Genomic DNA, 24278 nt, shown 5'->3' with positions numbered 1-24278 from the left:
GCGGCCCGGAACCATCATCTCCTACTCCGTCACGGCCGCCGTGTCCTCGGCCACGGCCTCGTCGATGGTGCGGATCGGGCCCTTGAACCAGTGCTTGGCCGACACCGCCCACCACAGCGCGGCGCCGCCGATGACCAGCAACAGGGCCAGCGGCGCGTAGTTCACCGCGGTCCAGGTGAAGCCGTCGTTGCCCGGGACCGCGGCCGGCGTGAACGGCATGATGAAGTAGATCGACACGATGACGATCTCGATCACGGCGATCCAGCCGAGCACCTTGTACTTGCTCCCGAGCGTCCACGGCCCCGGCACGAACCGGTCGCCCATGCGCAGCCGCAGGTAGATCGGGATGAGGAAGGCGACGTAGAGGCCGATGACGGCGACGGAGACGACGGCGTAGAACGCGGTCGGCACGCCGGTCGGGCTCTTCCACAGGGCCGGCAGCGTCAGCACGAGGCCGGCGATCGAGGCGCCGACGATGGCGTTGACGGGGGTGCCGTTGCGGTCCACCTTGGACCACAGCCGCCAGCCCGGCACCGCGCGGTCGCGGCTGAACGCGTACGTCATGCGCGACATGCTGGTGATGCAGCTCATCCCGCAGAAGAACTGGCCGATCGTCGAGATGAGGATGACGGCCTTGAAGAAGCCGGGGCTCAGCGACGTCTCGAAGATGGCGCCGGAGAACCCGCCGGCCTTGGTGATGGCGTCCACGTCGGTCGCGGCGAAGAGGAACGACAGCAGCAGGATCCAGCCGCCGATGGCCGAGTAGAAGATCGACTGCCACAGCCCCCGCGCGGCCGCCTTCGAGGCGCCGAGGGTCTCCTCCGAGACGTGGGCACAAGCGTCGAAACCCGTGATGGTGTACTGCGTGAGGAGGAACCCGAACGGCAGCACCAGGAACCAGTAGGTGGCGTCGGAGTACCCGGAGTTGTTGAACCGCTGGGTGAAGACGAACTCGAGGCTCTGGTGCTTCTCGGGCACGAAGACCAGGATCAGCACGACCACGGCCGAGCCGAACACGTGCCACCACACCGAGACGTTCTGCAGCACGTCGATGATCGCGTGGCCCCAGATGTTGATGACCATGTGCGCGGACAGGATCACCACGAAGAGCAGGAACGTGAGGTACAGGTTCGTGCTGTCCCACGAGGTGTAGGCGTCCAGGACGAGGCTGAGGAAGGTGGCACAGCCGTAGTCGACCGACGCGGTGACGGCGACGAGGCCGACGAGGTTGAGCCAGCCGGTGAACCAGCCGTGCACCGGCTTGCCCATCCGGGCCGCCCACCAGTAGATCCCGCCCGCGGTCGGGTAGGCCGAGACCAGCTCCGACATGCAGAAGCCGATGATCAGGATGAAGATCGAGATGAGCGGCCAGCCCCAGGAGATGGCGATCGGGCCGCCGTTCATCCAGGCCTGGCCGAAGGTGGTGAAGCACCCGGCGAGGATCGAGATGATGGAGAACGAGATGGCGAAGTTGGAGAACCCGCTCCACTTGCGCCGCAGTTCCTGCTTGTAGCCCAGCTCGGCGAGACGCTTCTCGTCGTCATCGGCTTGAGTCGACGTAGCCGTCATGGGCACCTCCTATGTGTTGGGGGTGGGTGTGTTCCTTCCGGTCACCGTGCCGAGCAGGCGCCCGAGCCCGGGGTCCTCCAGCGCGTCGCGCGCCTGGCCCCACTTGTCGGCCGCCTCGGCGTCGTAGTCAAAGCCCACCGCATCCCCGCCGCGGGCGGCAGCGAGGAGTCCATGGTGGACGGTGAACCACAGCGCCCAGGTGACGTTGGACGCGATCTGGAACAGCCGGACCCGGGCCAGCAGCGCCGGCGTGAGCGCCTGGCCGAAGTAGGCGCCGGCCAGCCGGCCGGCCTGGTCCGGGTCGTAGTCCGCCTCGGCCGCGATGTCGCCGAGCTCGAACGCCGGGTCGTTGTTGCCGGAGAGCTGGTAGTCGACGATCCGCACGCCGCTGGACGTCGCGATGAAGTTCTCCGCGAGGAGATCGTTGTGGCACGGTACGGCGGGCAGCGCCGCCTCCGCGAGCGCCGCCCGGATCACGTCCACTGTGGACGAGTGGTCGGCGTACCCGCCCGGGAGCGGCAGGTCGTGCCGCGCGCAGACGCCCAGCAGCTCCTCCCGCTTGGCGAAGATGTCGAAGTCGTTGTCGAAGGCCGGCCCGGCGTGCAGCCGGCGGCACGCGAGCGCCAGCGCCGGAATCACCTCGGGGCGGCGCACCTCGGCCGCCGAGAGAGTGCGCCCGGGCAGGAACTCGAGCACGACCGCCGGGACGTCGGGCAGCACGGCGTAGACCTGGGCGCCGACGCTCGCCGCGGCCGCGCGGGTGTTGGCGATCTCCCGCTCGGGCGCGATGCCGAGCCCGGCCGCGGACACGGCCGGTTCGAGCACCCGCAGCACGTACGGCACGCCGTCGACGTCCACGCGGTACACGTGGTGCGACAGGCCGCCCTCGAGCCGGCGCCACTCGACCGCGCGGCCCACCCACGACGGGACCCGCTCCAGCAGGTCCGCGACCGACGGCACCGCACTCATGGCATCCGGCCCCTTCGCCGCGCCGAATTCGGGCGAAACCAGGCCTTTAACGCCTTTGGCCTGGCCAGCTCGAAGTGATCGGCGTCATAGTGGGACCGAGTTAACGCCGCTGTAAGCCGCCCGTCAAGAGCGATCCTCACGTTTACCAGCCGGAAACAGTTGGCACGCGTTCAGACCTTTTCCGCGGCACATCGCCGGGTTCACAATCATGCGATGTCGATCGAGACGGAGCCGCCCCGCGCCGCCCGCGCGGTCGTGATCGGCGGCGGCGTGGCCGGATGCTCCATCGCGTACCACCTCGCCCGCCTCGGCTGGACCGACGTGCTGCTGCTCGAGCAGCACGCGCTCACCGAGGGCACGACCTGGCACTCCGCCGGCTTCGTCGGCCAGCTGCGCTCGACGGTCAGCCAGACCCGCATGATCATGTACTCCTCCGGCCTCTACGCCGAGCTGCGCGAGCTCACCGGCCTCGACCCCGGCTGGCGCGGCGTCGGCGGCCTGCGCCTGGCCACAACGCCCGAGCGGGTCGAGGAGCTGCGCCGCCAGGCGAGCTCCGCCACCACCTACGGCCTGGACATGGCGCTGCTCGGGCCGGCCGAGACGCTCGACCGGCTGCCGCTGCTCAACGTCGCCGACGTGCGCCTGGCCGGCTGGCTGCCCGGCGACGGCTGGCTGGAGCCGGCCCGCCTGGCGGCCGCGCTGGCCGCCGGGGCCGAGCGCCTGGGCGTGCGCATCGTCACCGGCACGAAGGTCACCGGCATCGCCGTGGAGGGCGGCCGGGTCCGCGGCGTCATGACCCCGGCCGGCCCGATCGCCGCCGAGGTGGTCGTCAACGCCGCCGGCGCGGCCGCGGGCCACGTCGCCCGGCTGGCCGGCGTCGAGCTGCCGATCGTGCCCATCAAGCACCAGTACGTCGTGACCGAGCCGCTCCCGGGCGGCGCCTCGACCGACGCCGTGCCGACGGTGCGCGACCCGGACCGCATCGTGTACTTCCGCGGCGCCGACGACACCGCGCTGCTGGTCGGCGGCTACGTGCGCGAGCCCGCGCTCTGGCGCCCGGAGTCCGGCGCCCCGCTGGACGCGCCGCGCACCCTCTTCGAGCCCGACCTCGCCACCTTCGCCGAGTCGTGGGCCAACGCCCGCCACCGCGTCCCCGCGCTGCGCGAGCTGGACATGGCCCGCGTCGTGCACGGCCCGGAGGCGTTCACCCCGGACGGGGAGTTCCTGCTCGGCGAGACCCCGGTCGCCGGCCTCTGGGTGGCCGCCGGCTTCTGCGTGCACGGGCTGGCCGCGGCCGGCGGCGTCGGCAAGGTGATGGCCGAGTGGATCGCCGACGGCACGCCGGAGTACGACGTGTCCACGATGGACGTACGCCGCTTCGGCGCCCACAGCGCGTCGCGCCGCTGGGCGTCCGCGCGGGCGCTGGACGGCTACTCCCGCTACTACGACGTCGTCTACCCCGGCCAGGAGTGGGCGACCGCGCGGCCGCTGCGCCGCTCCGCCGTCTGGCCCCGGCTGGCCGGCCTGGGCGCCGCCCTGGGCGAGAAGGCCGGCTGGGAGCGGGCCAACTGGTTCGAGTCCAACGCCGCGCTCACCCCGCAGGCCCAGCGCCCCAAGGGCTGGGCCGGGCGGCACTGGTCCCCGGCGATCGCCGGCGAGGTGGCCGCGACCGCGTCGGCGGCCGGGCTGTTCGACCAGTCGTCCTTCGCCAAGCTCGACGTGCGCGGCCCGGGCGCGCTCGGCCTGCTGCAGCACCTGTGCGCCAACGACGTCGACCGGCCGGTGGGCGCCATGACGTACACCCAGATGCTCAACGCCCGCGGGGGCATCGAGGCCGACGTGACGGTCACCCGGCTGGCCGACGCCCACTTCCGCGTCGTGACGAGCACCGCCAGCGGCGTGCGCGACGCCGACTGGATCCGCAAGCACGCCCTGGCCGCGGGCGCGGACGCGCTCGTCGACGACGTCACCGGCGCCTACGGCTGCCTGTGCCTGTGGGGCCCCCGCGCCCGCGACGTCCTGCAGCCGCTCACCGACACCCCGCTGGACTTCCCGTTCATGCGGGCCGAGCGCCTCTTCGCCGGCCCGGTCCCCGTCCTCGCGCAGCGCGTCACGTTCGTCGGCGAGCTCGGCTGGGAGCTCTACGCCCCGACCGAGTACGTGCTGACCCTGTGGGACCTGCTGCTCGAGGCCGGCGACGGGTTCGGCCTGCGCCCGGGCGGCTACCGCGCGATCGACTCGATGCGGCTGGAGAAGGGCTACCGGGTGTGGGGCAGCGACCTCACCACCGACACGGACCCCTTCGCCGCCGGCCTGGGCCAGTTCGTGCGCCTGGACAAGCCGTTCCTGGGCCGCGAGGCGCTGCTGGCGGCGCGCGCGGCCGGGCCGCCCCCGCGCCGCCTGCGCTGCCTGGTGCTGGACGACCCGGGCACGGTCTGCCTGGGCGGCGAGCCGGTGCGCGTCAACGGCGTGCCGGCCGGGCGGGTCACGTCGGGCGGGTTCGGCTACCGGGTCGGCGCGTCGATCGCCTTCGCCTACCTGCCCGGGGACGTCCCCGCCGGCACCCCGGTCGACGTGAGCGTCTTCGACCGCTGGGTGCCGGGCGTGGTTCGCCAGGATCCGCTGTACGACCCCAACATGACTCGAATCCGCGGCTAGCCGCGCTGCTCCGGCCGGTCGATCACCCGGAGCCAGCCGCCGCCGGCCTGGCGGCGCACGACCTGCACGCGGCCGCCCGTGCCGTCCTTGGCCGCGGTCGACGTCAGCGCGAGGTCGCCGTGCCGGACGGTCGGCAGGGCGTCCTCCGGCTCGAACCTCGGCACGTGCTGGAGCATCGTCGCGAACACGGCCCGGATCGCGTCGTGCCCGACGGAGGTGCTCCCCGGCGGGTACGCGAGCACCGCGTCCGGCTCGTAGAGCTCGACGAGCCCGTCCACGTCGCCGGCGTTGGCCCGCTCGACGAACAGGCGGGTGATGTCCTCGGGAGTCTCGGCCTTGATGGTCATGTCTCCACCGTGCCGCACCCGCGCGCAGAACTCCAAGAACGGTTCCCGATCGGATCTAGAATCATCGGTTATGGAGCTGCACCAGCTGGAGTACCTCGTCGCGGTCGTCGAGGAGGGCGGCTTCACCCGCGCGGCCGCGCGCCTGCACATCGCCCAGCCCGGGGTGAGCGCGCAGATCCGCAAGCTGGAGCGGGAGCTCGGCCAGCCGCTGCTGGACCGCTCCGCCCGCGCGGTGCGCCCGACCGCGGCCGGGCGGGCCGTGCTGCCCTACGCCCGCGCCGCGCTGGCCGCCGTGGAAGGCGCCTGCCAGGCCGTCGACGAGCTGACCGGCCTCACGCGCGGGCGCGTCGCGATCGGCACCGTCACCTCGCACACCGTCGACCTGGCCGGCATCCTCGCGGACTTCAACGCCCGCCACCCGCTGGTCGAGATCACGCTGGTCGAGGACGCGTCCGAGCGGCTCGTCGACGACGTGCGCGAGGGCCGCCTGGACGCGGCAATCGTCGCCCTCGGCGCCGCCGACCCGGACGGCCTGGACGTCCACGTGGTCACCGACGAGGCCATCGACGCCGCCGTGTGGCCCGGGCACGAGCTCGCCGGCCGGGACACGATCCCGCTCACCGCGCTGCGCGACCGCGCGCTGATCTGCCTGCCGCGCGGCGGCGGCATCCGCGCGATCCTCGACGAGGCGTGCGCGGCGGCCGGCTTCACGCCGCGGGTGGCGTTCGAGGCGGGCTCCCCCGCGGTGCTGGAGCAGCTGGCCGCGCGGCGCCTGGGCGTGGCCATCCTGCCGTCCTCCATCGCCCGCCACCGCGCGCACCTGCACGCGCTGCGCATCGTCCGCCCGTCTCTGCGCGGGCGCCTGGGGCTGGCCTGGCGGCGCTCCGGCCCGACCAGCCCCGCCGCGGCCGCGTGGCTCGCCCACGCCCGCGCGTCGCTCTAGAAGGGCACTGCCCTTTCCTCACCGTGCCCTAGAAGGGCACTGCCCCTTCCTCACCGCGCCCTAGAAGGGCACCGCCCCTTCCTCACCGCGCCCTAGAAGGGCACCGCCCCTTCCTCACCGCGCCCTAGAAGGGCACCGCCCCTTCCTCACCGCGCCCTAGAAGGGCACTGCCCCTTCCTCGTCGAAGAAGCCGCCCGTCGGCCCGTCGTCGGGCAGCGTCGCGAGCCGGATCGCCGCGACCGCGCCCTGCCCCGGCGTGCGCGGCCCCGCGTGCCCATTCAGGTCGGTGGCGCAGTACCCGGGGTCCGCGACGTTCACCTTGATCGACGTCCCCCGCAGCTCGTTGGCGTACGCGAGCGTCACCGCGCTCAGGGCCGACTTCGAGGAGTTGTACGCCAGCAGGGGATTGCGCGCATACACGTGCTCCGCGTCCGCGGCGTACGCGAGCGACCCCAGCCCGCTGCCGAGGTTCACGATCCGCGCCGCCGGGGCCCGCCGCAGCGCCGGCAGCAGCGCGTTGGTCACGGCCACCACGCCGAACACGTTGACGGCGAAGGTGTCCCGCAGCATCTGCACCGGGATCCCGCTCGGCGGCGCCCCGCGCTCCAGCAGGATGCCGGCGTTGTTGACGAGGACGTCGAGCACCTCGATCCCCTCCGCGAGACGGGCGATCGAGTCCTCGTCGGTCACGTCGAGCGGCACCGCGGTCGCCCCGATCGCCTCGGCCGCCTCCTTGCCGCGGATCGGGTCGCGGGCCCCGAGCAGCACCTCGAACCCGACGTCGCGCAGCCCCCGGGCGATCTCCAGCCCGATGCCCTTGTTGCCCCCGGTGACGAGGGCGGTCTTGGTCGTCATGGCTCCAACCGTCGGGCGCGGGGGCGCCCGGCGGGAGAGACGCGGCGAACATCGGATCGCCGGTCCCTGGTTCGGGCGGGCGGGATCGCGCAGCATGGAACACATGAACCGGGCGCTGCTGGCCGACTTCCTGCGGGACCGCCGGGCGCGGGTCAGCCCGTCCGACGCGGGCCTGCCCGCGGGCACGCGCCGCCGCACGCCGGGCCTGCGCCGCGAGGAGGTCGCCCGGCTGGCCGGCATCTCGGTGGACTACTACGCGCGGATGGAGCAGGGCCGCGGCCCCCGCCCGTCGCGGCAGGTGCTCGCCGCCCTCGGCCGGGCGCTGCGGCTGTTCGAGGACGAGCGCGCGTACCTCTTCCAGCTGGCCGGCGAGCAGCCCGGCCCGCCCTCCGGCCCGAGCCAGATCGTCTCGTCCGGCATCCGCCACCTCCTCGACCGGCTCGACGACACCCCGGCGTTCGTGATCGACGCGAAGTACGACCTCCTGGCCTGGAACGCGATGGCGGTCCGGCTGATGGGCGAGCCCCCGCCCGAGCGCAACATGATCTGGAACGCCTTCTGCGGCCCCTGGCCACTGACCCCGGACTCCCCGCCCGAGGCCCTGGCCTTCGCCGACGAGTCGCTGGCCGACCTGCGGGCGGCGTCCGTGCGGTACCCGGACGACGAGGGCATCCGCTCCCTGATCGCCCGGCTGCACGCCGCCAGCCCGGAGTTCACGCGCCGCTGGAACGAGCACCGGGTGTGCGTGCGGCGGACCACGGTGAAGACCCTGACCCATCCCGTGCACGGCGAACTGGTCCTCGAGTGCCAGCTGCTGCACGCCGACGAGCAGGGCCAGCGGGTCGTCTTCTACACCGCGGCCCCCGGCACCCACGCCGCTGACGTGCTGTGCGGCCTGCGTGGGCGCATTCCATCGATATGATGACGGCATGCCGCGCCCGGAACTGATTCCTCTGCCCGCCGCGGACGCGGTTACGTTCCGTCCCGGCTTCTGGCGCTCGTTCGGGTTTGCGCTGACGATATCCGCGGCGGTGTCTTCTGTGCTGCTCATCGCTTTGGCGGCGGCACCCGTCCCGATGTCCGTGGCGCAGTGGCTGGTGCTGGGCGGCAACACCCTTGCCGGATCGATCACCTACGCCGCGACGTTCGCCCTGCTGCGCTGGCGGTGGTGCCGGGACTGGCTGCGGATCTCCAGTGCCGGCCTGGAGCTGGCCAGTCAGGGCTCGTATCCGATGCTGGTGCGGTGGCCGGCGCTGGAGACGGTGCGCCTCGTCCGGCGCTGGGGCACCCCGTCGCTGGAGGCGACACCGACCGGACCACACGGTGTCGCGGTCCCCGCCGGTAGCCCGTCGATGCCACGACCCAGGACCCACGACGGTCGCGACACGTTCACCGTCGTGACCTGGCTGACGCAACCCGGCCGCGCCGCGCTGCGCTCCGCGCTGGAGCGCCACCTGCCGCCCGCCGCGATGCCCGCACCGTAGGCGGGTCCGCGGCCGTGCCGCCGGGGCCGCGGCCGTGCCGCTCAGGCGACCCGCGTGGCGTCGGGATCGGCGGCGACCGGCCGGGTCACGGTCGCATCCGGGTCGTCGCCCACCCGCCGGGTCGGCTCGTCCTCGGCATTGCGCCGCGCCGCATCCGGCCCGGCGAACTCGGAGGCCCGCTCGGACTGGTGGCTGAGCCGGACGGTGAGCAGCGCCGCCTGCCGCGCGATCCCCCCGACCACCGCCGGCACCAGCGGCAGCAGCCAGTCCGCGACCACCCCGGTGGCCGGCAGATGCACGATGATCAGCGCCGCGAACGCGGCCGCCGCCCCCTCGGCGAACCCGCGCCAGGCCCCCCGCCCGGCCGCCGAGGCCGCCTCGCGCCGGGGCGTCCGCGCGTTGAGCGCCTCGGCCGCGGCGAGGTCCCGCCGCCCGAGATTGAACCCGAACACCCCGCTGGCGGCGGACAGCCCGAGCACGGTGGACACCAGCCAGCTGCGCAGGAGCAGGTACGAGAGCCCCAGCACCGCCCCGCCGGCCACCACCGCGAGCAGCGCGCGCAGCCACTCCTTCTTGTCGCCGGGGTACCAGTAGTACCGGGTCGTGTTCGGCCCGATCTGCCGGGTCATCTGGCCCATCCGAGCATCCCCTCGTTCGGCCGCCTGCGTTGGGGGGTCCCTCGTTGATCATGCGCCCCGGACGGGCGATTTGTCCGGGATTAGAACAAAACCGTCGCGAACGTGCCGACCTGTTGGAACCCGCAGCGCTCGTACACGCGCCGGGCCGCCGTGTTGTAGTCGTTGACATACAGGCTGACCGATGGCGCCACCCTGCGCAACGCGTCTCTCACCACGGCCGCGATCCCCGCCGTGGCCAGCCCGTGCCCGCGCAGCTCGGGATCGGTCCAGACCCCCTGGATCTGGGCGGTGTGCCGCGTGACCACCGCCAGCTCCGCCTTGAAGATCACCCGGCCGTGGTGAAACCGCGCGTAGGCCCGCCGCGCCCGCACGAGCTCCCCGATCCGCTCGCGATAGGACCGCTCGCCGCCGTCGGCGGTCGGCGAGACCCCGACCTCCTCGGTGTACATGGCGACGGCGGCGGGGAACAGCGCGTCGATCTCGTCGGGCCGGACCAGCCGGACCTCGGGATCGGGCGCGATCGGCGACGGCGAGCTGATCGCCATGAGTGGCTGGTTGGGCCGCACGTCCCGGGAGGGCCCCCACGTCGGCACGAGGTGGGACCAGAGTCCGAGCACCGCGTCCGCCGACCCGACGATCGACGAGCATCCGCGCGGCTCGCCCGCCACCATCTCGGCGAAGGCCGCCACCGCGGCCGTGGACGCATGCACGGGGATGAGGTTCGCGCCGATCCAGCACAGCGACTCGAGGTTGCGCCGCGACCCGTAGCCGAAGATCCGCGCGTCCTGCCGCCACCAGGCCAGACCGGCCATCGACACGCGCTCGGCGACCTGGGCTCCTCCGAACGGGTCTCGATCGAGCAGCCGCTCCACCGACCCGCGCTCGGCGTCGCCGAGCAGTCGCGCTGCCACCGTCAGCATGCGTACCAGCCTGCCAGATCCGTCGGGGTACGGCTGCACATACCCTCGGGCCAGTGAACGGCGCGCCGCCGGGCGGCCGCGCGCTCGCCCAGGCCCGCTTCACCCCCGCGGAGTACTGCCCCGCAACCCCAGGCTCCCACAACCCTAACCATTTTGAGCGACCGGCAAACCACCACTCGCCGCCGCGGTCGCCCCGGGCCGCGGCGCGCTTTCTCAGCGCGTTCCGGGGCCAGGGGCCGCGTCCTCCAGAGGGGCCGGCGACGGGTGAGGGTACTCAGGCGTCGGACCCCGGCGGCGGCGCGCTGCTCAATCCACCGTAACAGATGGCTCCAAGTTGACCTTGGGTGGAAATGCGCAGCGTGACGGCGCCCCTAGTGCACGGTGACCGACGGGCCCACGCCGCGCAGTTCCTCCGGCAGGTCGACGCCCAGTTCCTCGGCCAGGCGCAGGGCCTCCTCGACCAGGGTCTCCACGATCTGCGACTCCGGGACGGTCTTGATGACCTGGCCCTTGACGAAGATCTGGCCCTTGCCGTTGCCCGACGCCACGCCCAGGTCGGCCTCGCGGGCCTCGCCGGGGCCGTTCACCACGCAGCCCATGACGGCGACGCGCAGGGGGGCCGGGAAGCCGTCCAGCGCGGCGTGGACCTGGTCGGCCAGGGTGTACACGTCGACCTGGGCGCGGCCGCAGGACGGGCAGGAGACGATCTCCAGGCCGCGCTCGCGCAGGCCCAGGGACTCCAGGATGGCGTTGCCGACCTTGATCTCCTCGACCGGCGGGGCGGAGAGGGAGACGCGGATGGTGTCGCCGATGCCCTCGGCCAGCAGGGCGCCGAAGGCGACGGAGGACTTGATGGTGCCCTGGAAGGCCGGGCCGGCCTCGGTGACGCCCAGGTGCAGCGGGTACTCGCACTGCTCGGCGAGCTGGCGGTAGGCGCGGATCATCACGACCGGGTCGTTGTGCTTGACCGAGATCTTGATGTCGCGGAAGCCATGCTCCTCGAACAGGGAGCATTCCCACAGCGCCGACTCCACGAGGGCCTCGGCGGTGGCCTTGCCGTGCTTCTCCAGCAGCCGCTTGTCGAGGGAGCCCGCGTTCACGCCGATGCGGATGGGCACGCCGGCGTCGGAGGCGGCCTTGGCGATCTCCTTGACCTTGTCGTCGAACTGGCGGATGTTGCCCGGGTTGACGCGGACCGCGGCGCAGCCGGCGTCGATGGCGGCGAAGACGTACTTCGGCTGGAAGTGGATGTCGGCGATCACCGGGATCTGCGACTTCTTGGCGATGGCCGGCAGGGCCTCGACGTCGTCCTGGCTCGGCACGGCGACGCGCACGATCTGGCAGCCCGACGCCGTGAGCTCGGCGATCTGCTGCAGCGTGGCGTTGACGTCCGCGGTGAGTGTGGTGCACATCGACTGGACCGACACCGGTGCGCCGCCACCGACGGGCACCGAGCCGACCATGATCTGACGGGACTTGCGCCGGGGCGCCAGCGAGGGCGGCGGCACTGCGGGCAGGCCGAGGCTGACAGCGGTCATAGGGATGCGCCCTTACCTTCGCGTGAGGAGAACGAGCATTACTTCAGCGTGATCGGGTTGACGAAGTCGGCGGTCACCGTCAGCAGGACGAAGACGCCGAGGACACCGATCACGGCCAGCGTGATCGGCGCCAGCTTGTAGTAGTCCACGCGGCCGGGGTCGGGGCGGCCCATCCGGGCCGCGATGAAGGACCGCACGCGCTCGAACCAGGCGATCGCGATGTGCCCGCCGTCCATCGGCAGCAGCGGGAACAGGTTGAAGATGCCGAAGAACAGGTTCAGGGTCGCGAACAGCGACAGCAGGGTCGCCCAGTCGCCGGCCTCGAACAGCTCGCCACCGATGCGGCTGGCGCCGACCACGCTGACGGGGGTGTTCGGGTCGCGCTTCTCGCCGAAGATGGCCTTGAACAGGTTCGGGACGCGCTCCGGGATGCCCTTGAGCGACTCGAAGGTCCGCTCGACGAGGGTGGCGGTGGCCGAGAACGTCTGGCCCGCGCCGTCGACCGGGCCGTACCGCAGGACCGGCAGGTCGGTGGTCTTGTACGCGACGGTGATGCCGAGCAGCCCGCCCTGCTCCAGGTCGTCCTTGGTGATCTGGTCGGCGGTCTTGCTCGGGTCGACGTCGGACTTGATCCGCTCGGCGACCGGGATATCGGCGTTGCCGGAGAGGGTCTGGTCGCCGCGCTTGTACTGCACCGCGACGTTCTTGCCGGCGTCGGCCTTGAGCTCGTCGCGCAGCGCCTGGTTGCCCTGGATCTGCTTGCCGTTGACGGCGAGGATCACGTCGCCCGGCTGCAGGCCGAGCTGGGCGGCCGGGCTCTTGGGGTCCTTGTCCTTGTCGCACGCCTTCTGGGTGTGCGTCGCCGGGTCGATCTCGAACTTCGTGCTGACGCACTGGGCGACGCTGCCGACGCGGACCGGCACCTGGTTGATCTTGTTGCCGTCCGGGATGCCGACGAAGGAGAAGAGGATCCACAGCACGATCAGGGCGAGCGCGAAGTGGGAGATCGACCCCGCGGCCATGACGATCGTGCGTTTCCACACCGGGAAGCGCCACATGGCCTTCGGGTCATCGGCGCCCGATTTGCCGGTCTCGGGGTCGATGTCCTCCTCGGCCGGGGTCATGCCGACGATCTTCACGAACGCCCCGAACGGGAGGGCCTTCACGCCGTACTCGACGCCGTTTCGCTTGAACGCGAAGATCGTCGGGCCGAAGCCGATGAAGAACCGGGTCGCCTTCATCCCGAACCAGCGAGCGGTCCAGAAATGGCCCATCTCGTGCAGGGACACGGCGATCAAGATGCCCAGGGCGAACAGGACGATGCCCAGCGCGAAGGTCATCAGGCCCCTCTCCGGTCGGCGCCCGACGCGATGAGCGCACGGGCGTGGGCCCGCGCCCAGGTTTCGGCGGCGAGCACGTCATCGACGGTACCTGGTTCGGCGAAATCCGGGGCCTCGGCCAAGGTCCGCTCGAGCGTCTCCACGATGCCGAGGAACGGCAGATCACCCGCCGTGAAGGCGGCGACACACTCCTCGTTGGCCGCGTTGTAGATCGCCGGGCGACACCGGCCGGCCTCCCCGGCTGCCTTGGCCAGGGCCACCGCCGGGAACGCCTCCTCGTCGAGGGGCCGCAGCTCCCAGGTGTGGGCGGTCGTCCAGTCCACGGCCGGCGCGGCGTCGGGCACGCGGTCGGGCCAGCCGAGGGCGAGCGCGATCGGCAGGCGCATGTCGGGCGGGCTGCACTGGGCGAGCGTGGAGCCGTCGGTGAACTCGACCAGGGAGTGGATGACCGACTGCGGGTGAACCATGACCTGGATGGCGGAGTACGGCACGCCGAACAGCTCGTGCGCCTCGATCACCTCCAGCCCCTTGTTCACCAGCGTGGCGCTGTTGATCGTGACGACGGGCCCCATGTCCCAGGTCGGGTGGGCGAGGGCCTCCTGCGGCGTGACGCCGACGAGCTGCTCGCGGGTGCGGCCACGGAAGGCGCCCCCGGAGGCGGTCAGCACCAGGCGGCGGACCTCGTCGCGGGTGCCGCCGCGCAGGGCCTGGGCGAGCGCGGAGTGCTCGGAGTCGACCGGGACGATCTGGCCGGGCTTGGCCGCGGCGCGCACCAGGGGGCCGCCGGCGACCAGGGACTCCTTGTTGGCCAGGGCCAGGGTCCGTCCGGCCCGCAGCGCGGCCAGCGTGGGCGCCAGGCCGAGCGAGCCGACCACGCCGTTGAGCACCATGTCGCAGGGCCACTCGGCCAGCTCGGTCATCGCGTCCGGCCCGGCGAGGATCTTCGGCAGCCGGAAGCCGCCGGTCGCCCAGCCGCGGCGCTGGGCCTCGGCGTAGAAGGCGAGCTGCAGGTCCTGGGCGACGGAGGCCCGGGCCACGCCGACGGCATCGACGCCGAGCTCGAGGGCCTGGCGGGCCAGCAGGTCGACGTTGCCGCCGCCGGCCCCGATCGCGACGACCCGGAACCGGTCCGGGTTGCGGCGGATGATGTCGATCGCCTGGGTGCCTATGGACCCGGTCGAGCCGAGGAGCACGATCTCGCGAGGGATCACCCCTTCATTGTGTCAGGCCGCCACGGGGCCGGACCGCGCCCTGCACACACCGCCCGGGAAACCTTCACAGGATCCGCCGTCCACTGTGGATCAAACGCGGCGACGCGGCCGGCGATCTCCCCCCGCCGGCCGCATCACTCATGCCTTCCCAAGCCCCCGCTGGAACTGATCAACAGCGGTACGAGCTGGGCAAACGCGACGCGCACAACGCGCGCCCCCATTCATCAGCGCGGTGAATCCCAGATGCCGTCCCCGTTCGTACGCATGTTTCAAATTATAGATCATCATAGCTGGCCCGGCAAACGATTTACGGCGCCAGCCGGTGCAGGTCCCGCGGGAAGAGCGTGGTCTCGCGCACGTTGGCCGCCCCGGTGAGCCGGGCAAGGAACCGCTCCAGCCCGATGGCGAAGCCGCCGTGCGGGGGCATGCCGTGCCGGAACGCGGCCAGGTACCCGTCGAGGCCCTCCGCCTGCGGCCCGAGCGCGGCGAGGTAGTCGGCGTAGCGGTGCAACCGCTGCCCGCCGGTCACCAGCTCCATCCCCCGGAACAGCAGGTCGAACGAGTTCGACCAGCGCGGGTCGGACGGCTGCGGGTGCGTGTAGAAGGGCCGTTTGGCCATCGGGTACCCCTCGACGTACACGAAGTCGGACCCGTGCTCGGCCAGCGCCCACGCCCCGATCGTCCGCTCGTGCTCGGGCGCGAGGTCGGGCTCGTCCGGCGCCGCCCCGGCGATCTTCAGCGCCTCCGTGAAGTGCACCACCGGGATCTCGCCGGGCAGCCGCACCTCGCTCAGCCCGGCGGCCTCCGCCATCGCCCGCACCACCCGGGACAACACCGCCATCACGTCCCGGTGGTCGCGCACGAACCCGAGCTCGGCGTCGAGCGACGTGTACGTCGCCAGGTGCCGCGACGTGTCGTGCGGCTCGGCCCGGAACACCGGCCCCACCTCGTAGACGCGCTCGAACACCCCGACCATCGTCTGCTTGTAGAACTGCGGCGACTGGGCGAGGTACGCCGGCCGCCCGAAGTAGTCGAGCGCGAACACGTTCGCCCCGCTCTCCGTCGCCGATCCGACAATCTTGGGCGTGTGCACCTCCGTGAACCCGAGCCCGTCGAGCGTGGCCCGGAACGCCTTGACCGCCGCCGCGGACGCCGCGAACACGGCCCGTCGCGCAGGGTGACGCAGGCTCACCGCGGCATGGTCGAGCAGCGCCGGCAGCCCCGCCTCGACGGCCGGCCGGAACAGCTCGACGGGCGGCGGCTCCGCCTCCGACAGCACCTCGATCCCCTCGTACGCCACCTCGAACCCGCCGGGCGCGACCGGGTTGGCCACCACCCGCCCGGTCACCTCGACCACGGACTCCTCCCCCGGCACGGCCACCCCGGGCGGCACCACGACCTGAGCCAGCCCGGCCCGGTCGCGCACGATCAGGAACGTGACCTTGGCCAGCACCCGCCGGCGATGCACCCAGCCACAGAGCCGGATCGACGCCCCGGTATGGGCGGACAGTTCGGCGGACAGCACGCGGTACGACATGAAACACCTCCTGGAAAGGGACGCTCCCCGGAGGTGTGGGCGATGGGGCCGGTCGCGGTGCCACCACACCTTCGCCGCGGCGGGACACCGTGGCCTCGATCGGCCCGATGACGAGGGGCCGGCCCGGCGGGGCATCAACGGCGGTCGTCACTCGCCGCCCCGCACCAAGAAGAATGCCGCCTGCGCCGCCCCCGCGCGACGCAAATTCCCGCTCGGGTGAAGAGCCTTTGCATGGCTCCGGTCCGTGCAACCAGGGGGCCGTTGCTCCCGTCAGACACCGGTCGGCCCTGGGGGGGCCTCCCTGCCAGCGCCGCCGTGCCAAGACCCGCGACGACTCCCACGCCAAGATCAAGCCAGATAAGTCGGGCGCTGGCGCGCCACGACTTATCCGATTTATACCCCGACACCGTATAAATCCGACAAGTCGTGGCACGGAGTGCCCGACTTGTCGGAAAAGCCCGATCCCGGCGGCTCGGTCAGCCGGTGAGCTCGGAGCGGCTCGCCGTCGCGACCCGGGCGCCGCCCAGGTCGGCCTGGTGACCGGCGGCGCTGCCCGCGTCGAAGCCGCCCCCGCTGAGCCGCCGGCGGCGGCCGGTCCTGACGTTCGGGTACTGCTCCTGCACGGCCAGGTCGACCGCGTGCTCCCGGTCGGCGAGGACGAGGGCGGTGCCCGGCGCCTCGGGCTCGGACAGGCGCGCGGCGGCGGCCTCGAAGCGGTGGGCGATGGCGGCGCCGAAGCCGACCAGCCACGAGCGGCGCCAGGCGGCGGGCTGCTCCCCGGCGGGCACCGGCTCCCGGAGCAGCCCCCGGGCGGCCTGGACCAGCAGCGAGGCGAACAGCAGCTCGGCGCCGGCCACGTCGGACTCGAAGCCGAAGAGGTGCACCGACACCCGCAGGCCGTCCGCGGCCCGCCGCTCCAGGCGGATCGACCGGCAGCGCAGGGCAGCGGCCACCACGTGCAGCAGGTAGGCCTTCTCGCGCAGGTACGGCGCGGACAGCTCGACCAGCCGGTTGCCGACGACCGGCGCACGCTCCTCGCGGGCGTCGAGCAGGGCCTGGTCGATGCCGTACTTGGCGACGAGCGCGAGCGCCTTGGCCGTCAGGGCCTCGGCCTCCTCCGGCGTGCACGCCGGGTCCTCGGCCTTGGCCAGCAGCTTGCGGACCTTGTCGAGCACGGCCGCCTATTCGCCGCCCGCCGCCGCCTCGACCGGCTCGCCGCCCATGGGGGCCACACCCGACGTTCCGGCGTCCGGGTCGGCACCGGGGGCGGGGGTGCCGGCCGGGCGGGAGCGCAGCTCGTGGCCCACGCTCGTCAGGCAGCGGCCGCTGGGCAGGTCGAACTTCCAGCCGTGCAGCTGGCAGGTGAGCGTCTTGCCGTCGACGATGCCGAACCGGGTCAGGTCGGCCTTGAGGTGCGGGCAGCGGCGCTGGACGACCCAGTCGCCGAGCTTGATGTCCTCGGCGTCGGGCTTCTGCTCGGCGAACCAGCCCTCGGCGTACTGCAGGCGCTCCTCGGAGAGGCACTTGAAGAACGAGTAGACGAACTCGTTGTACTGCCCGATGCGCGCGGCCGAGAAGCGGCAGGACAGGAAGAGCGAGTTGACCCAGTCGACCTCCTCGATGAACAGGAGGTGCTCGATCAGCGCGCGCTCGGTGCGGAACCGGTAGCGGACCTTCTCGTCGTCGTAGTGGCGCACCTCCTTGCCCGGGAAGTCGACCACGATCGACTCGACGGACTCGCCGTCGTAGCCGACGAGGTCGAAGCGGACCGGGCCGCCGACGCCCTTGGCGAGGTACACCGACTCGTCCAGCAGCGGCTCGATGCGCCGCTTCATCTCGGCCAGCACGTCGACCTCGGGGTGCCGCCAGCTCGCCTTGGCCGCCTCGATCACCGGGCGCTTGCGCTCGCGCATCTCCTCGAGGTGCTCGCGCTTGTGCGCGAAGAACTCCTCGACGTCGGTCGGGTGGGTCGTCTCGGCCGAGTCGGCGGTGAGCTCCATCACGGAGCCGGGCAGGAGCACGGTCGAGTTGGTGCCGCCGACCTTGGCGTACTCCTGCTGGAACACCCACTGGTCGGGGAAGATGTTGCCTTCGTCACCGAAGATGTCGTTGAACTGCCACAGCTCGTCGTCGAGGAAGCACGGCGGGCCGGCGATCGGGATGACGTTGGACGCCTTGAGGTCGTCGATGTAGCGGAAGGTCCGGTCGAACTGCCGGTCCCGCTTCTGCTTGCCGAAGGCCCGCTTGGCCGCCTCGGGCAGCTCGTAGACCATCGGGTACCAGATCGCGCCGGAGAACTGCAGCAGGTGCGCGTGGACGTGGCCCAGGGCGTGGAACGTCGTCAGGTCGGTCGGGCGGGCGTCGTTCTGGTTGAGGACGCGCACGCCGTCGTACTCGACCCACAGCGACGAGTCGCCGATCGGCCCGTCGGTCGGCGAGGTCAGCGCCTGGATCATGACCTTCAGGCCGCCGTCGAGCTCGTGCACCTGGTTGGTCTTCGTCTCCAGGAAGCGGGTGAAGCCCAGCGCCTCGAGCTCGTCGCGCATCTCGCTGGTCGGGAACTCCGGCAGCAGGACGGTCGCCTTCTTGGACACGAACCGCCGCAGGTGCTCGGCGTCGAAGTGGTCGCGGTGCAGGTGGGAGACGTAGAGGTAGTCGCAGTCGCCGAGGGCCTCCCAGTCCAGCTGGGAGTTGTCGGGGAAGGGGAACCACGAGGCGAAGTAGGCGGGGTTGACCCACGGGTCGCACAGGATGCTCCCGGCCGGCGTGTCGATGCGCAGGCTGGCGTGGCCGGTCCCGGTAATACGCACCGCGTTATCCTCCTCGTCGGTACCGCACGTTGCGTTCCGACGCTACCCGACCGACCCGCAACCATCCGTGGCGGTGCCGCATGACAGACTTTTGGTAGGGAGCCTCGCTCCCGCACCACGATCGCCGAAAGGACGAAGCAGTGTCCGAGCACGAGCCAGTGACCTCGCCCGACCAGCACAAGCCGGGCAACCCGCGCGCGGCCCGCATCGGCGCGGGCGTGTCGGCGGTGATCCTGCTGACGATGCTCGTCGGCAACCACCGCGGCCACGTCGAGGACATCTTCATCATCGTCAGCGCCGGCGTGCTGATCCTCGCGCTTGTCGGCGACTGGGTGCTGCGCCGCAACGGCCTGCGCTGACGCTCTTGGCACCACGGCCCTGGCAGGGAGGCCCGCCAGGGCCGTCCGCTTCGCCAAGTCTGGCTCGATGAGGCTTCGCTCTGATCGACCCAGACCAGGCGCTGACGGCAGCAACGGCGCCCTGGTTGCGCGAACCGGAGCCAAGCAAAAGCTCTTTGATCTCATACACCCGCAAGGGCAAGCTCACGCTGCGCGACTGCGAGTGAGTGTCATGTTTCGAACTGTGCACACGAAAAGGGCGCGGCCGGATGTCCCGGACGCGCCCTTTTCGCACGTGTCGTGATCGGTCAGCGACGCCGCGTGACGATGTCGCGGACCTCCTTGAGTGCCGCGTCGACCTCGGCCTCGAAGTAGCCACCCGGCACCAGGTTGAAGTGCGACGGGTCCAGGTCGCCGTCGGTCAGCGGGCCGCCGCGGCCGGTCAGCGAGGCCATCACGCCCTCGAAGAGCCGGTCGACCTGCGCGCGGTCGTAGCCGCTGCCGAAGCGGCGCAGCTGGAACGTGCGGCGCAGCTGGTCGATGCGGGCCACCTCGGTCGACTGGTGCTGGACCGGCGGGGCGCCCTGGGGGCCGCCGTACGGGTCGCGGTCGGCCGGCGCGCCGTACGGGTCGCGCTCCGGGGGGGCGCCGTAGGGGTCGCGCTCCGGCGGGGCGCCGTAGGGGTCGCGCTCCGGCGGGGCGCCGTACGGGTCGCGGTCGGGCATAGGTGCGCCGCCGTAGGTCGGGGGCTCGGGGCGGTCCATGCGGATCTCGGCCGTCATGTCCGCGCGCTGGCCGCGAGGGCCCTGGTCGTAGCCGCCGCGGTCGTCGTCGAAGGCCCCGCCGTAGGTGGGCTCGTCGTACCGGCCGTAGCCGGCGTCGCGCGGCGCGCCGGCCGGGGGCTGGCCCGGACGCTGGGGCAGCGGGGCGCCGGGCGGCGGCGGGGCCATGCGGTCCATCGGCCGGTCCATGGGCGGCGGGCCCATCCGGTCCATCGGGGGCGGGCCCATGCGGTCGGCGCCGGGCGGGGGCCCCATGCGGTCCTGCGGCGGGGGCGCCATGCCGACCCGGTCGGGCATGCGCTGGGGCTCCATGCGGTCCGGGCGCTCCGGCATGCGCTGCGGCTCCATGCGCTCGGGCATGCGCTGGGGCTCCATGCGGTCCGGGCGCTCCGGCATCCGCTGCGGCTCCATGCGCTCGGGTGCCATGCGCAGCTCGCCGCTGCGGGAGTCCAGGGCCCGGCCGAAGCCGCCGCTGCCGCGCTCCTCGTGCTCGGCCAGCTGGCGCTCGACCCGGTCGAGGTGCAGGTCCACCTGCCACTCGTCGTATCCGCCGAAGCGGACGCGGAAGACCACGTCGTGGACCTCCTGGGCGCTCACCGGCGCACCCATCGGGTCTCCGGAGAGGGTTGCTTCCACCCGGTCGAGGAACGAGTCGACCTCGTCGACCTTGTATCCCCGACGCATCGCACGGCGCCGGAACCGCTGACCCTGACTCACTGTGTCTCCTCGTTCGCTCGCCGTGCTAGCAAGCCGCTTTCACGCTCTCCCACCTTGCCACCTCCGGAGGCCGCAAGCTGCCCGCAGGCTCCGTCAATCTCCCGACCCCGGGTGTCACGCACTGTAGTGGGAACACCGGCAGCCCGGAGGCGCCGGACGAACTCCCGCTCAACCGGCTTCGGGCTGGCGTCCCATTGGCTACCCGGTGTCGGATTGAGCGGGATGAGATTGACATGTGCGAGACGGCCGGACAAGAGCCGGCCGAGCAGATCCGCCCGCCACGGATGGTCGTTCACATCCCGGATCATTGCGTACTCAATGGACACGCGCCGACCAGTGCGAGCCGCATACTCGAACGCGGCATCAAGCACTTCGGCGACCTTCCAACGTTGGTTGACCGGTACGAGCGTGTCGCGCAGATCATCATCGGGTGCGTGCAGCGACAGCGCAAGCGTCACCGACAGGCCCTCCTGCGTCAACCGCCGCATCGCGGGGACCAGCCCGACGGTCGACACCGTGATGTGCCGCTGCGACAGGCCCAGGCCCTCGGGCGCTGGCTCGGTGAGCCGCCGCACGGCCGCGATCACGCGGTTGTAGTTGGCCAGCGGCTCGCCCATGCCCATGAAGACGATCCGCGAGAGCCGGTCGGGGCAGCCGGGCAACGCGCCGCGGGCGGCCAGGCCGGCGAACCACACGACCTGGTCGATGATCTCCGCGGTGGACAGGTTGCGGGTCAGGCCGGCCTGGCCGGTCGCGCAGAACGGGCAGGCCATGCCGCAGCCGGCCTGGCTGGAGACGCAGACGGTGACCCGGTCGGAGTACCCCATCAACACGCTCTCCACCAGGGCGCCGTCGTGCAGCCGCCACAGCGTCTTGCGGGTGGTGCCGTTGTCGGTGGCGAGCTCGCTGACGGGGGTCAGCAGCCGCGGCAGCAGCGTCCCGGTGATCGCCTCGCGGGTGCGGGCCGGCAGGTCGGTCATCTCCTCCGGCTCGCGCACGAGGCGGCCGAAGTAGTGCGTGGAGATCTGCTGCGCGCGGAAGGCCGGCTCGCCGAGCTCGGTGACCGCGGCCCGGCGGCCGGCGAGGTCGAGGTCGGCGAGGTGGCGCGGGGGCAGCGTGGCGCGGCGGCCGGTCGGGGTGGTGCCGGTCGCCTCGGAGGACAGGTTCAGTACGGGCAGCTGCGTCATGACGTTTCCAGTGTCCCATGCCCGGCGGCATGATCTCCAAGACCGCTGGCCAGCACGGCCGGGCGACTCACTTGGACCAGGGCACCAGAAACGCCAGGACCGCGTAGGCCGTTGGCAGGGCCAGCAGTACCGAGTCCAGGCGGTCCATCAGCCCGCCGTGCCCGGGCAGCAGGTTGCTCATGTCTTTGACGCCGAGGTCCCGCTTGATCAGCGACTCGCCGAGGTCGCCGAGGACGGAGGCGATCGACACGGCCACGCCGAAGATCGCGCCGTGCCACCACACCGCGTCGTCGAGCAGCAGCGGCAACGCGATGGCGCTGCCCGCCCCGGTCCACACGATCGAGCCGGCGAAGCCCTCCCAGGACTTGGCCGGGCTGACCGAGGGTGCCATGGGGTGTTTGCCGAGGAAGACCCCCGTGGCGTACCCCCCGGTGTCCGACAGCACCACGGCCAGGATGGTCACGAGGACCCGGACCGCGCCGTCCTCGGCGGGGTAGGCCAGCAGGGCCGCGAAGGAGCCCAGGAACGGCACGTACACGGCGATGAGCGCGCCGGCGGTGACGTCGCGCTGGTAGTTGGCGACCCCGTCGGCGAAGCGCCACACGAAGACGAGCAGCAGGGTGGCGAGCAGGCCCAGCGGCAGTCGCTCGGCACCGCCGAACCAGGCCAGGCAGACCATGAGCGGGCAGCCGAGCAGCAGCGGCACCAGCGGCGGGCGGGCCTTCTGGACGCCGACCGCGCGGACCATCTCCCACACGCCGACCAGCACGGCGGCGATGACGAGACCGAGGAACAGCCACTTCCAGACGAACAGGGAGACCACGACCACGCCGCCGAGCCCGGCCCCGACGCCGATCGCGGCCGGCAGGTTGCGCCCCGCCCGGCTCTTGCGCGGGGCCGGTTCCGGCGTGGTCGCTTCCATGATCTCCGCAGACGGCTCGGGCGCGGCATCGTCCTGCCGCGCCCGGGTCGGGTCGGGGGCCCGGTGAGCCCGATCGAGATGGGCCATCAGACCTCGAGTAGCTCGGCTTCCTTGTGCTTGAGCAGCTCGTCGACCTGCGCGACGTACTTGTGCGTCAGATCCTCGAGCTCCTTCTCGGCCCGCCGCACCTCGTCCTCGCCGGCCTCGCCGTCCTTGACGATGCGGTCGAGCTCCTCCTTGGCCTTGCGGCGCACGTTGCGGATGGCGACGCGGGTGTCCTCGGCCTTGTTGCGGGCCACCTTGATCATCTCGCGGCGCCGCTCCTCGGTCATCTGCGGCAGCACGATGCGAATCTGCGTACCCTCGTTGTTCGGGTTCACCCCGAGGTCCGAGTCGCGGATCGCCTTCTCCATCGCGCCGATCTGCGACGTGTCGTAGGGCTTGATGATCGCCATGCGGGGCTCGGGGATCGCGATCGAGGACATCTGCGGCAGCGGAGTCGGGGTGCCGTAGTAGTCGACCATCACCTTGCCGAACATGGCCGGGGTCGCGCGGCCGGTGCGAATGACCGCGAACTCCTCCTTGCCGTGGTCGATCGCACGATCCATCTTCTCTTCGGCCTCGAAGAGCGTCTCTTCGATCACGTGGTCTGTCCTCCTCGATCCGGGACGGGCTCGGCGGTGATGAGCGTGCCGATCCTCTCACCACTCAACGCGCGAGCGACGTTGTCCTCCCCCTCCGCGCCGAAGACCAGCATCGGCAGCCTGTTCTCCTGGCAGAGGCTGAAGGCCGTCTGGTCCACCACTCGCAGCCCCTTGACCAGCGCCTCGGCGAAGGTCACGTGGTCGAGCTTGCGGGCGGTCGGATCGGTGCGCGGGTCGGCGGTGTAGACGCCGTCGACGCCGTTCTTGCTCATGAGCACCGTCTGCGCGTGGATCTCCAGGGCGCGCTGGACGGCGACCGTGTCGGTGGAGAAGTACGGCATGCCGGCGCCGGCCCCGAAGATCACCACGCGGCCCTTCTCCAGGTGACGGATCGCCCGCCGGGGGATGTACGGCTCGGCGACCTGGGCCATACTGATCGCGCTCTGCACGCGGGTGTCGATGCCGTCCTTCTCCAGGAAGTCCTGCAGCGCCAGGCAGTTCATGACCGTGCCGAGCATGCCCATGTAGTCGGCGCGGGAGCGGTCCATGCCCGCCCGGGACAGCTCGGCGCCGCGGAAGAAGTTGCCCCCGCCGACCACGACCGCGACCTGCACGCCGCGGCGCACCACTGCGGCGATCTGGCTGGCCATAGCGCGCACCACGTTGGGGTCGACGCCGACGGCGCCGCCACCGAACACCTCACCGGAGAGCTTCAGCACGACGCGCCGCGCCCCGATCGGGGCCGGGGTCAGGGAAAGCCTGGCCGCATCAACGGCGGTGTTCGTCATGTGCGCACCTTTCGACGTTGGTGTGGAAAAGGGGTCACGGGCTCGCCGTGCTCGGCGGACCGTGACCCCCTCACTCTTGGC

At 72.0% G+C, this 24278-nt stretch carries 22 protein-coding genes; 5 read left to right on the top strand and 17 right to left on the bottom strand.

Annotation, left to right across the window (positions count from 1 at the left end):
• Positions 1–21: 21 nt before the first annotated feature.
• Complete coding sequence (locus ABD352_RS44430; RefSeq protein WP_344618631.1) at positions 22–1569, bottom strand: amino acid permease; 1548 nt, start codon at positions 1567–1569, stop codon at positions 22–24.
• Positions 1570–1578: 9 nt separating this feature from the next.
• Positions 1579–2538 (bottom strand): phosphotransferase, encoded by a 960-nt coding sequence (locus ABD352_RS44425; protein WP_344618630.1) that lies wholly within the window; start codon positions 2536–2538, stop codon positions 1579–1581.
• A 213-nt stretch (positions 2539–2751) separates the two neighbouring features.
• Between ABD352_RS44425 and ABD352_RS44420 the strand changes: the two genes are divergently transcribed.
• On the top strand, positions 2752–5196 hold the full coding sequence (locus ABD352_RS44420; protein WP_344618629.1) for a GcvT family protein: 2445 nt from the start codon (positions 2752–2754) through the stop codon (positions 5194–5196).
• On the opposite strand, the gene ABD352_RS44415 is transcribed toward ABD352_RS44420, so the two are convergent.
• Positions 5193–5543, bottom strand: coding sequence for a YybH family protein (locus tag ABD352_RS44415; RefSeq protein ID WP_344618628.1), 351 nt, complete (start codon positions 5541–5543; stop codon positions 5193–5195). The two genes, ABD352_RS44420 and ABD352_RS44415, sit on opposite strands and share 4 nt — an antisense overlap.
• Before the next feature lie 70 nt (positions 5544–5613).
• Between ABD352_RS44415 and ABD352_RS44410 the strand changes: the two genes are divergently transcribed.
• Positions 5614–6486 carry a LysR family transcriptional regulator gene (locus tag ABD352_RS44410; RefSeq protein WP_344618627.1) on the top strand — a complete coding sequence of 291 codons (873 nt, stop codon included), beginning with the start codon at positions 5614–5616 and terminating at the stop codon, positions 6484–6486.
• A gap of 156 nt (positions 6487–6642) precedes the next feature.
• Here ABD352_RS44410 and ABD352_RS44405 read toward each other — a convergent pair whose 3' ends face one another.
• Entirely contained in the window at positions 6643–7341 is a 699-nt protein-coding gene (locus ABD352_RS44405; protein ID WP_344618626.1) for an SDR family NAD(P)-dependent oxidoreductase, read from the bottom strand.
• A gap of 103 nt (positions 7342–7444) precedes the next feature.
• On the opposite strand from ABD352_RS44405, the gene ABD352_RS44400 reads away from it, so the two are divergent.
• On the top strand, positions 7445–8263 hold the full coding sequence (locus tag ABD352_RS44400) for a helix-turn-helix transcriptional regulator (protein ID WP_344618625.1): 819 nt from the start codon (positions 7445–7447) through the stop codon (positions 8261–8263).
• A gap of 109 nt (positions 8264–8372) precedes the next feature.
• The gene (locus tag ABD352_RS44395) at positions 8373–8825 is read left to right on the top strand and encodes a hypothetical protein (RefSeq protein ID WP_344618624.1); all 453 of its coding nucleotides are present in this window, start codon (positions 8373–8375) and stop codon (positions 8823–8825) included.
• Positions 8826–8866: 41 nt separating this feature from the next.
• On the opposite strand, the gene ABD352_RS44390 is transcribed toward ABD352_RS44395, so the two are convergent.
• The 8 genes from ABD352_RS44390 to ABD352_RS44355 form a co-directional block, all read right to left on the bottom strand.
• Positions 8867–9463, bottom strand: a complete 597-nt coding sequence (locus tag ABD352_RS44390) for a hypothetical protein (protein ID WP_344618623.1) — start codon at positions 9461–9463, stop codon at positions 8867–8869.
• A gap of 80 nt (positions 9464–9543) precedes the next feature.
• Complete coding sequence (locus tag ABD352_RS44385) at positions 9544–10383, bottom strand: GNAT family N-acetyltransferase (protein ID WP_344618622.1); 840 nt, start codon at positions 10381–10383, stop codon at positions 9544–9546.
• 371 nt (positions 10384–10754) lie between these two features.
• Positions 10755–11921, bottom strand: coding sequence for a flavodoxin-dependent (E)-4-hydroxy-3-methylbut-2-enyl-diphosphate synthase (gene ispG, locus ABD352_RS44380; RefSeq protein WP_344618621.1), 1167 nt, complete (start codon positions 11919–11921; stop codon positions 10755–10757).
• A gap of 38 nt (positions 11922–11959) precedes the next feature.
• Positions 11960–13261, bottom strand: coding sequence for a M50 family metallopeptidase (locus tag ABD352_RS44375; RefSeq protein WP_344618620.1), 1302 nt, complete (start codon positions 13259–13261; stop codon positions 11960–11962).
• Positions 13261–14454 carry a 1-deoxy-D-xylulose-5-phosphate reductoisomerase gene (gene dxr / locus ABD352_RS44370; RefSeq protein WP_344618824.1) on the bottom strand — a complete coding sequence of 398 codons (1194 nt, stop codon included), beginning with the start codon at positions 14452–14454 and terminating at the stop codon, positions 13261–13263. Before dxr ends, ABD352_RS44375 begins: the two co-directional genes overlap by 1 nt.
• 325 nt (positions 14455–14779) lie before the next feature.
• Positions 14780–16009: an aspartate--tRNA(Asn) ligase gene (gene aspS, locus ABD352_RS44365; RefSeq protein WP_344618619.1), complete on the bottom strand. Its 1230-nt coding sequence runs from the start codon at positions 16007–16009 to the stop codon at positions 14780–14782.
• A gap of 476 nt (positions 16010–16485) precedes the next feature.
• Positions 16486–17184 (bottom strand): DUF2786 domain-containing protein, encoded by a 699-nt coding sequence (locus tag ABD352_RS44360; RefSeq protein WP_344618618.1) that lies wholly within the window; start codon positions 17182–17184, stop codon positions 16486–16488.
• Positions 17185–17190: 6 nt separating this feature from the next.
• Positions 17191–18813: a Rieske 2Fe-2S domain-containing protein gene (locus tag ABD352_RS44355; protein ID WP_344618823.1), complete on the bottom strand. Its 1623-nt coding sequence runs from the start codon at positions 18811–18813 to the stop codon at positions 17191–17193.
• A 146-nt stretch (positions 18814–18959) separates the two neighbouring features.
• On the opposite strand from ABD352_RS44355, the gene ABD352_RS44350 reads away from it, so the two are divergent.
• Positions 18960–19178 carry a DUF2631 domain-containing protein gene (locus ABD352_RS44350; RefSeq protein WP_344618617.1) on the top strand — a complete coding sequence of 73 codons (219 nt, stop codon included), beginning with the start codon at positions 18960–18962 and terminating at the stop codon, positions 19176–19178.
• A 287-nt stretch (positions 19179–19465) separates the two neighbouring features.
• Here ABD352_RS44350 and ABD352_RS44345 read toward each other — a convergent pair whose 3' ends face one another.
• The 5 genes from ABD352_RS44345 to pyrH form a co-directional block, all read right to left on the bottom strand.
• Positions 19466–20656, bottom strand: coding sequence for a DivIVA domain-containing protein (locus ABD352_RS44345; RefSeq protein ID WP_344618616.1), 1191 nt, complete (start codon positions 20654–20656; stop codon positions 19466–19468).
• Entirely contained in the window at positions 20653–21843 is a 1191-nt protein-coding gene (rlmN, locus tag ABD352_RS44340; RefSeq protein ID WP_344618615.1) for a dual-specificity RNA methyltransferase RlmN, read from the bottom strand. The genes ABD352_RS44345 and rlmN overlap by 4 nt, the downstream gene beginning before the upstream one ends.
• Positions 21844–21910: 67 nt before the next feature.
• Positions 21911–22852, bottom strand: coding sequence for a phosphatidate cytidylyltransferase (locus ABD352_RS44335; protein ID WP_425553910.1), 942 nt, complete (start codon positions 22850–22852; stop codon positions 21911–21913).
• Entirely contained in the window at positions 22852–23409 is a 558-nt protein-coding gene (gene frr, locus ABD352_RS44330; RefSeq protein WP_344618614.1) for a ribosome recycling factor, read from the bottom strand. Before frr ends, ABD352_RS44335 begins: the two co-directional genes overlap by 1 nt.
• On the bottom strand, positions 23406–24197 hold the full coding sequence (gene pyrH / locus ABD352_RS44325; RefSeq protein ID WP_344618613.1) for a UMP kinase: 792 nt from the start codon (positions 24195–24197) through the stop codon (positions 23406–23408). Before pyrH ends, frr begins: the two co-directional genes overlap by 4 nt.
• Between the last annotated feature and the right edge of the window lie 81 nt (positions 24198–24278).

Source organism: Dactylosporangium salmoneum (assembly GCF_039532525.1).
Classification (GTDB): domain Bacteria; phylum Actinomycetota; class Actinomycetes; order Mycobacteriales; family Micromonosporaceae; genus Dactylosporangium; species Dactylosporangium salmoneum.
Note: the sequence above shows the minus strand (reverse complement) of the source record. Positions and strands in the feature narration are given on the sequence as shown.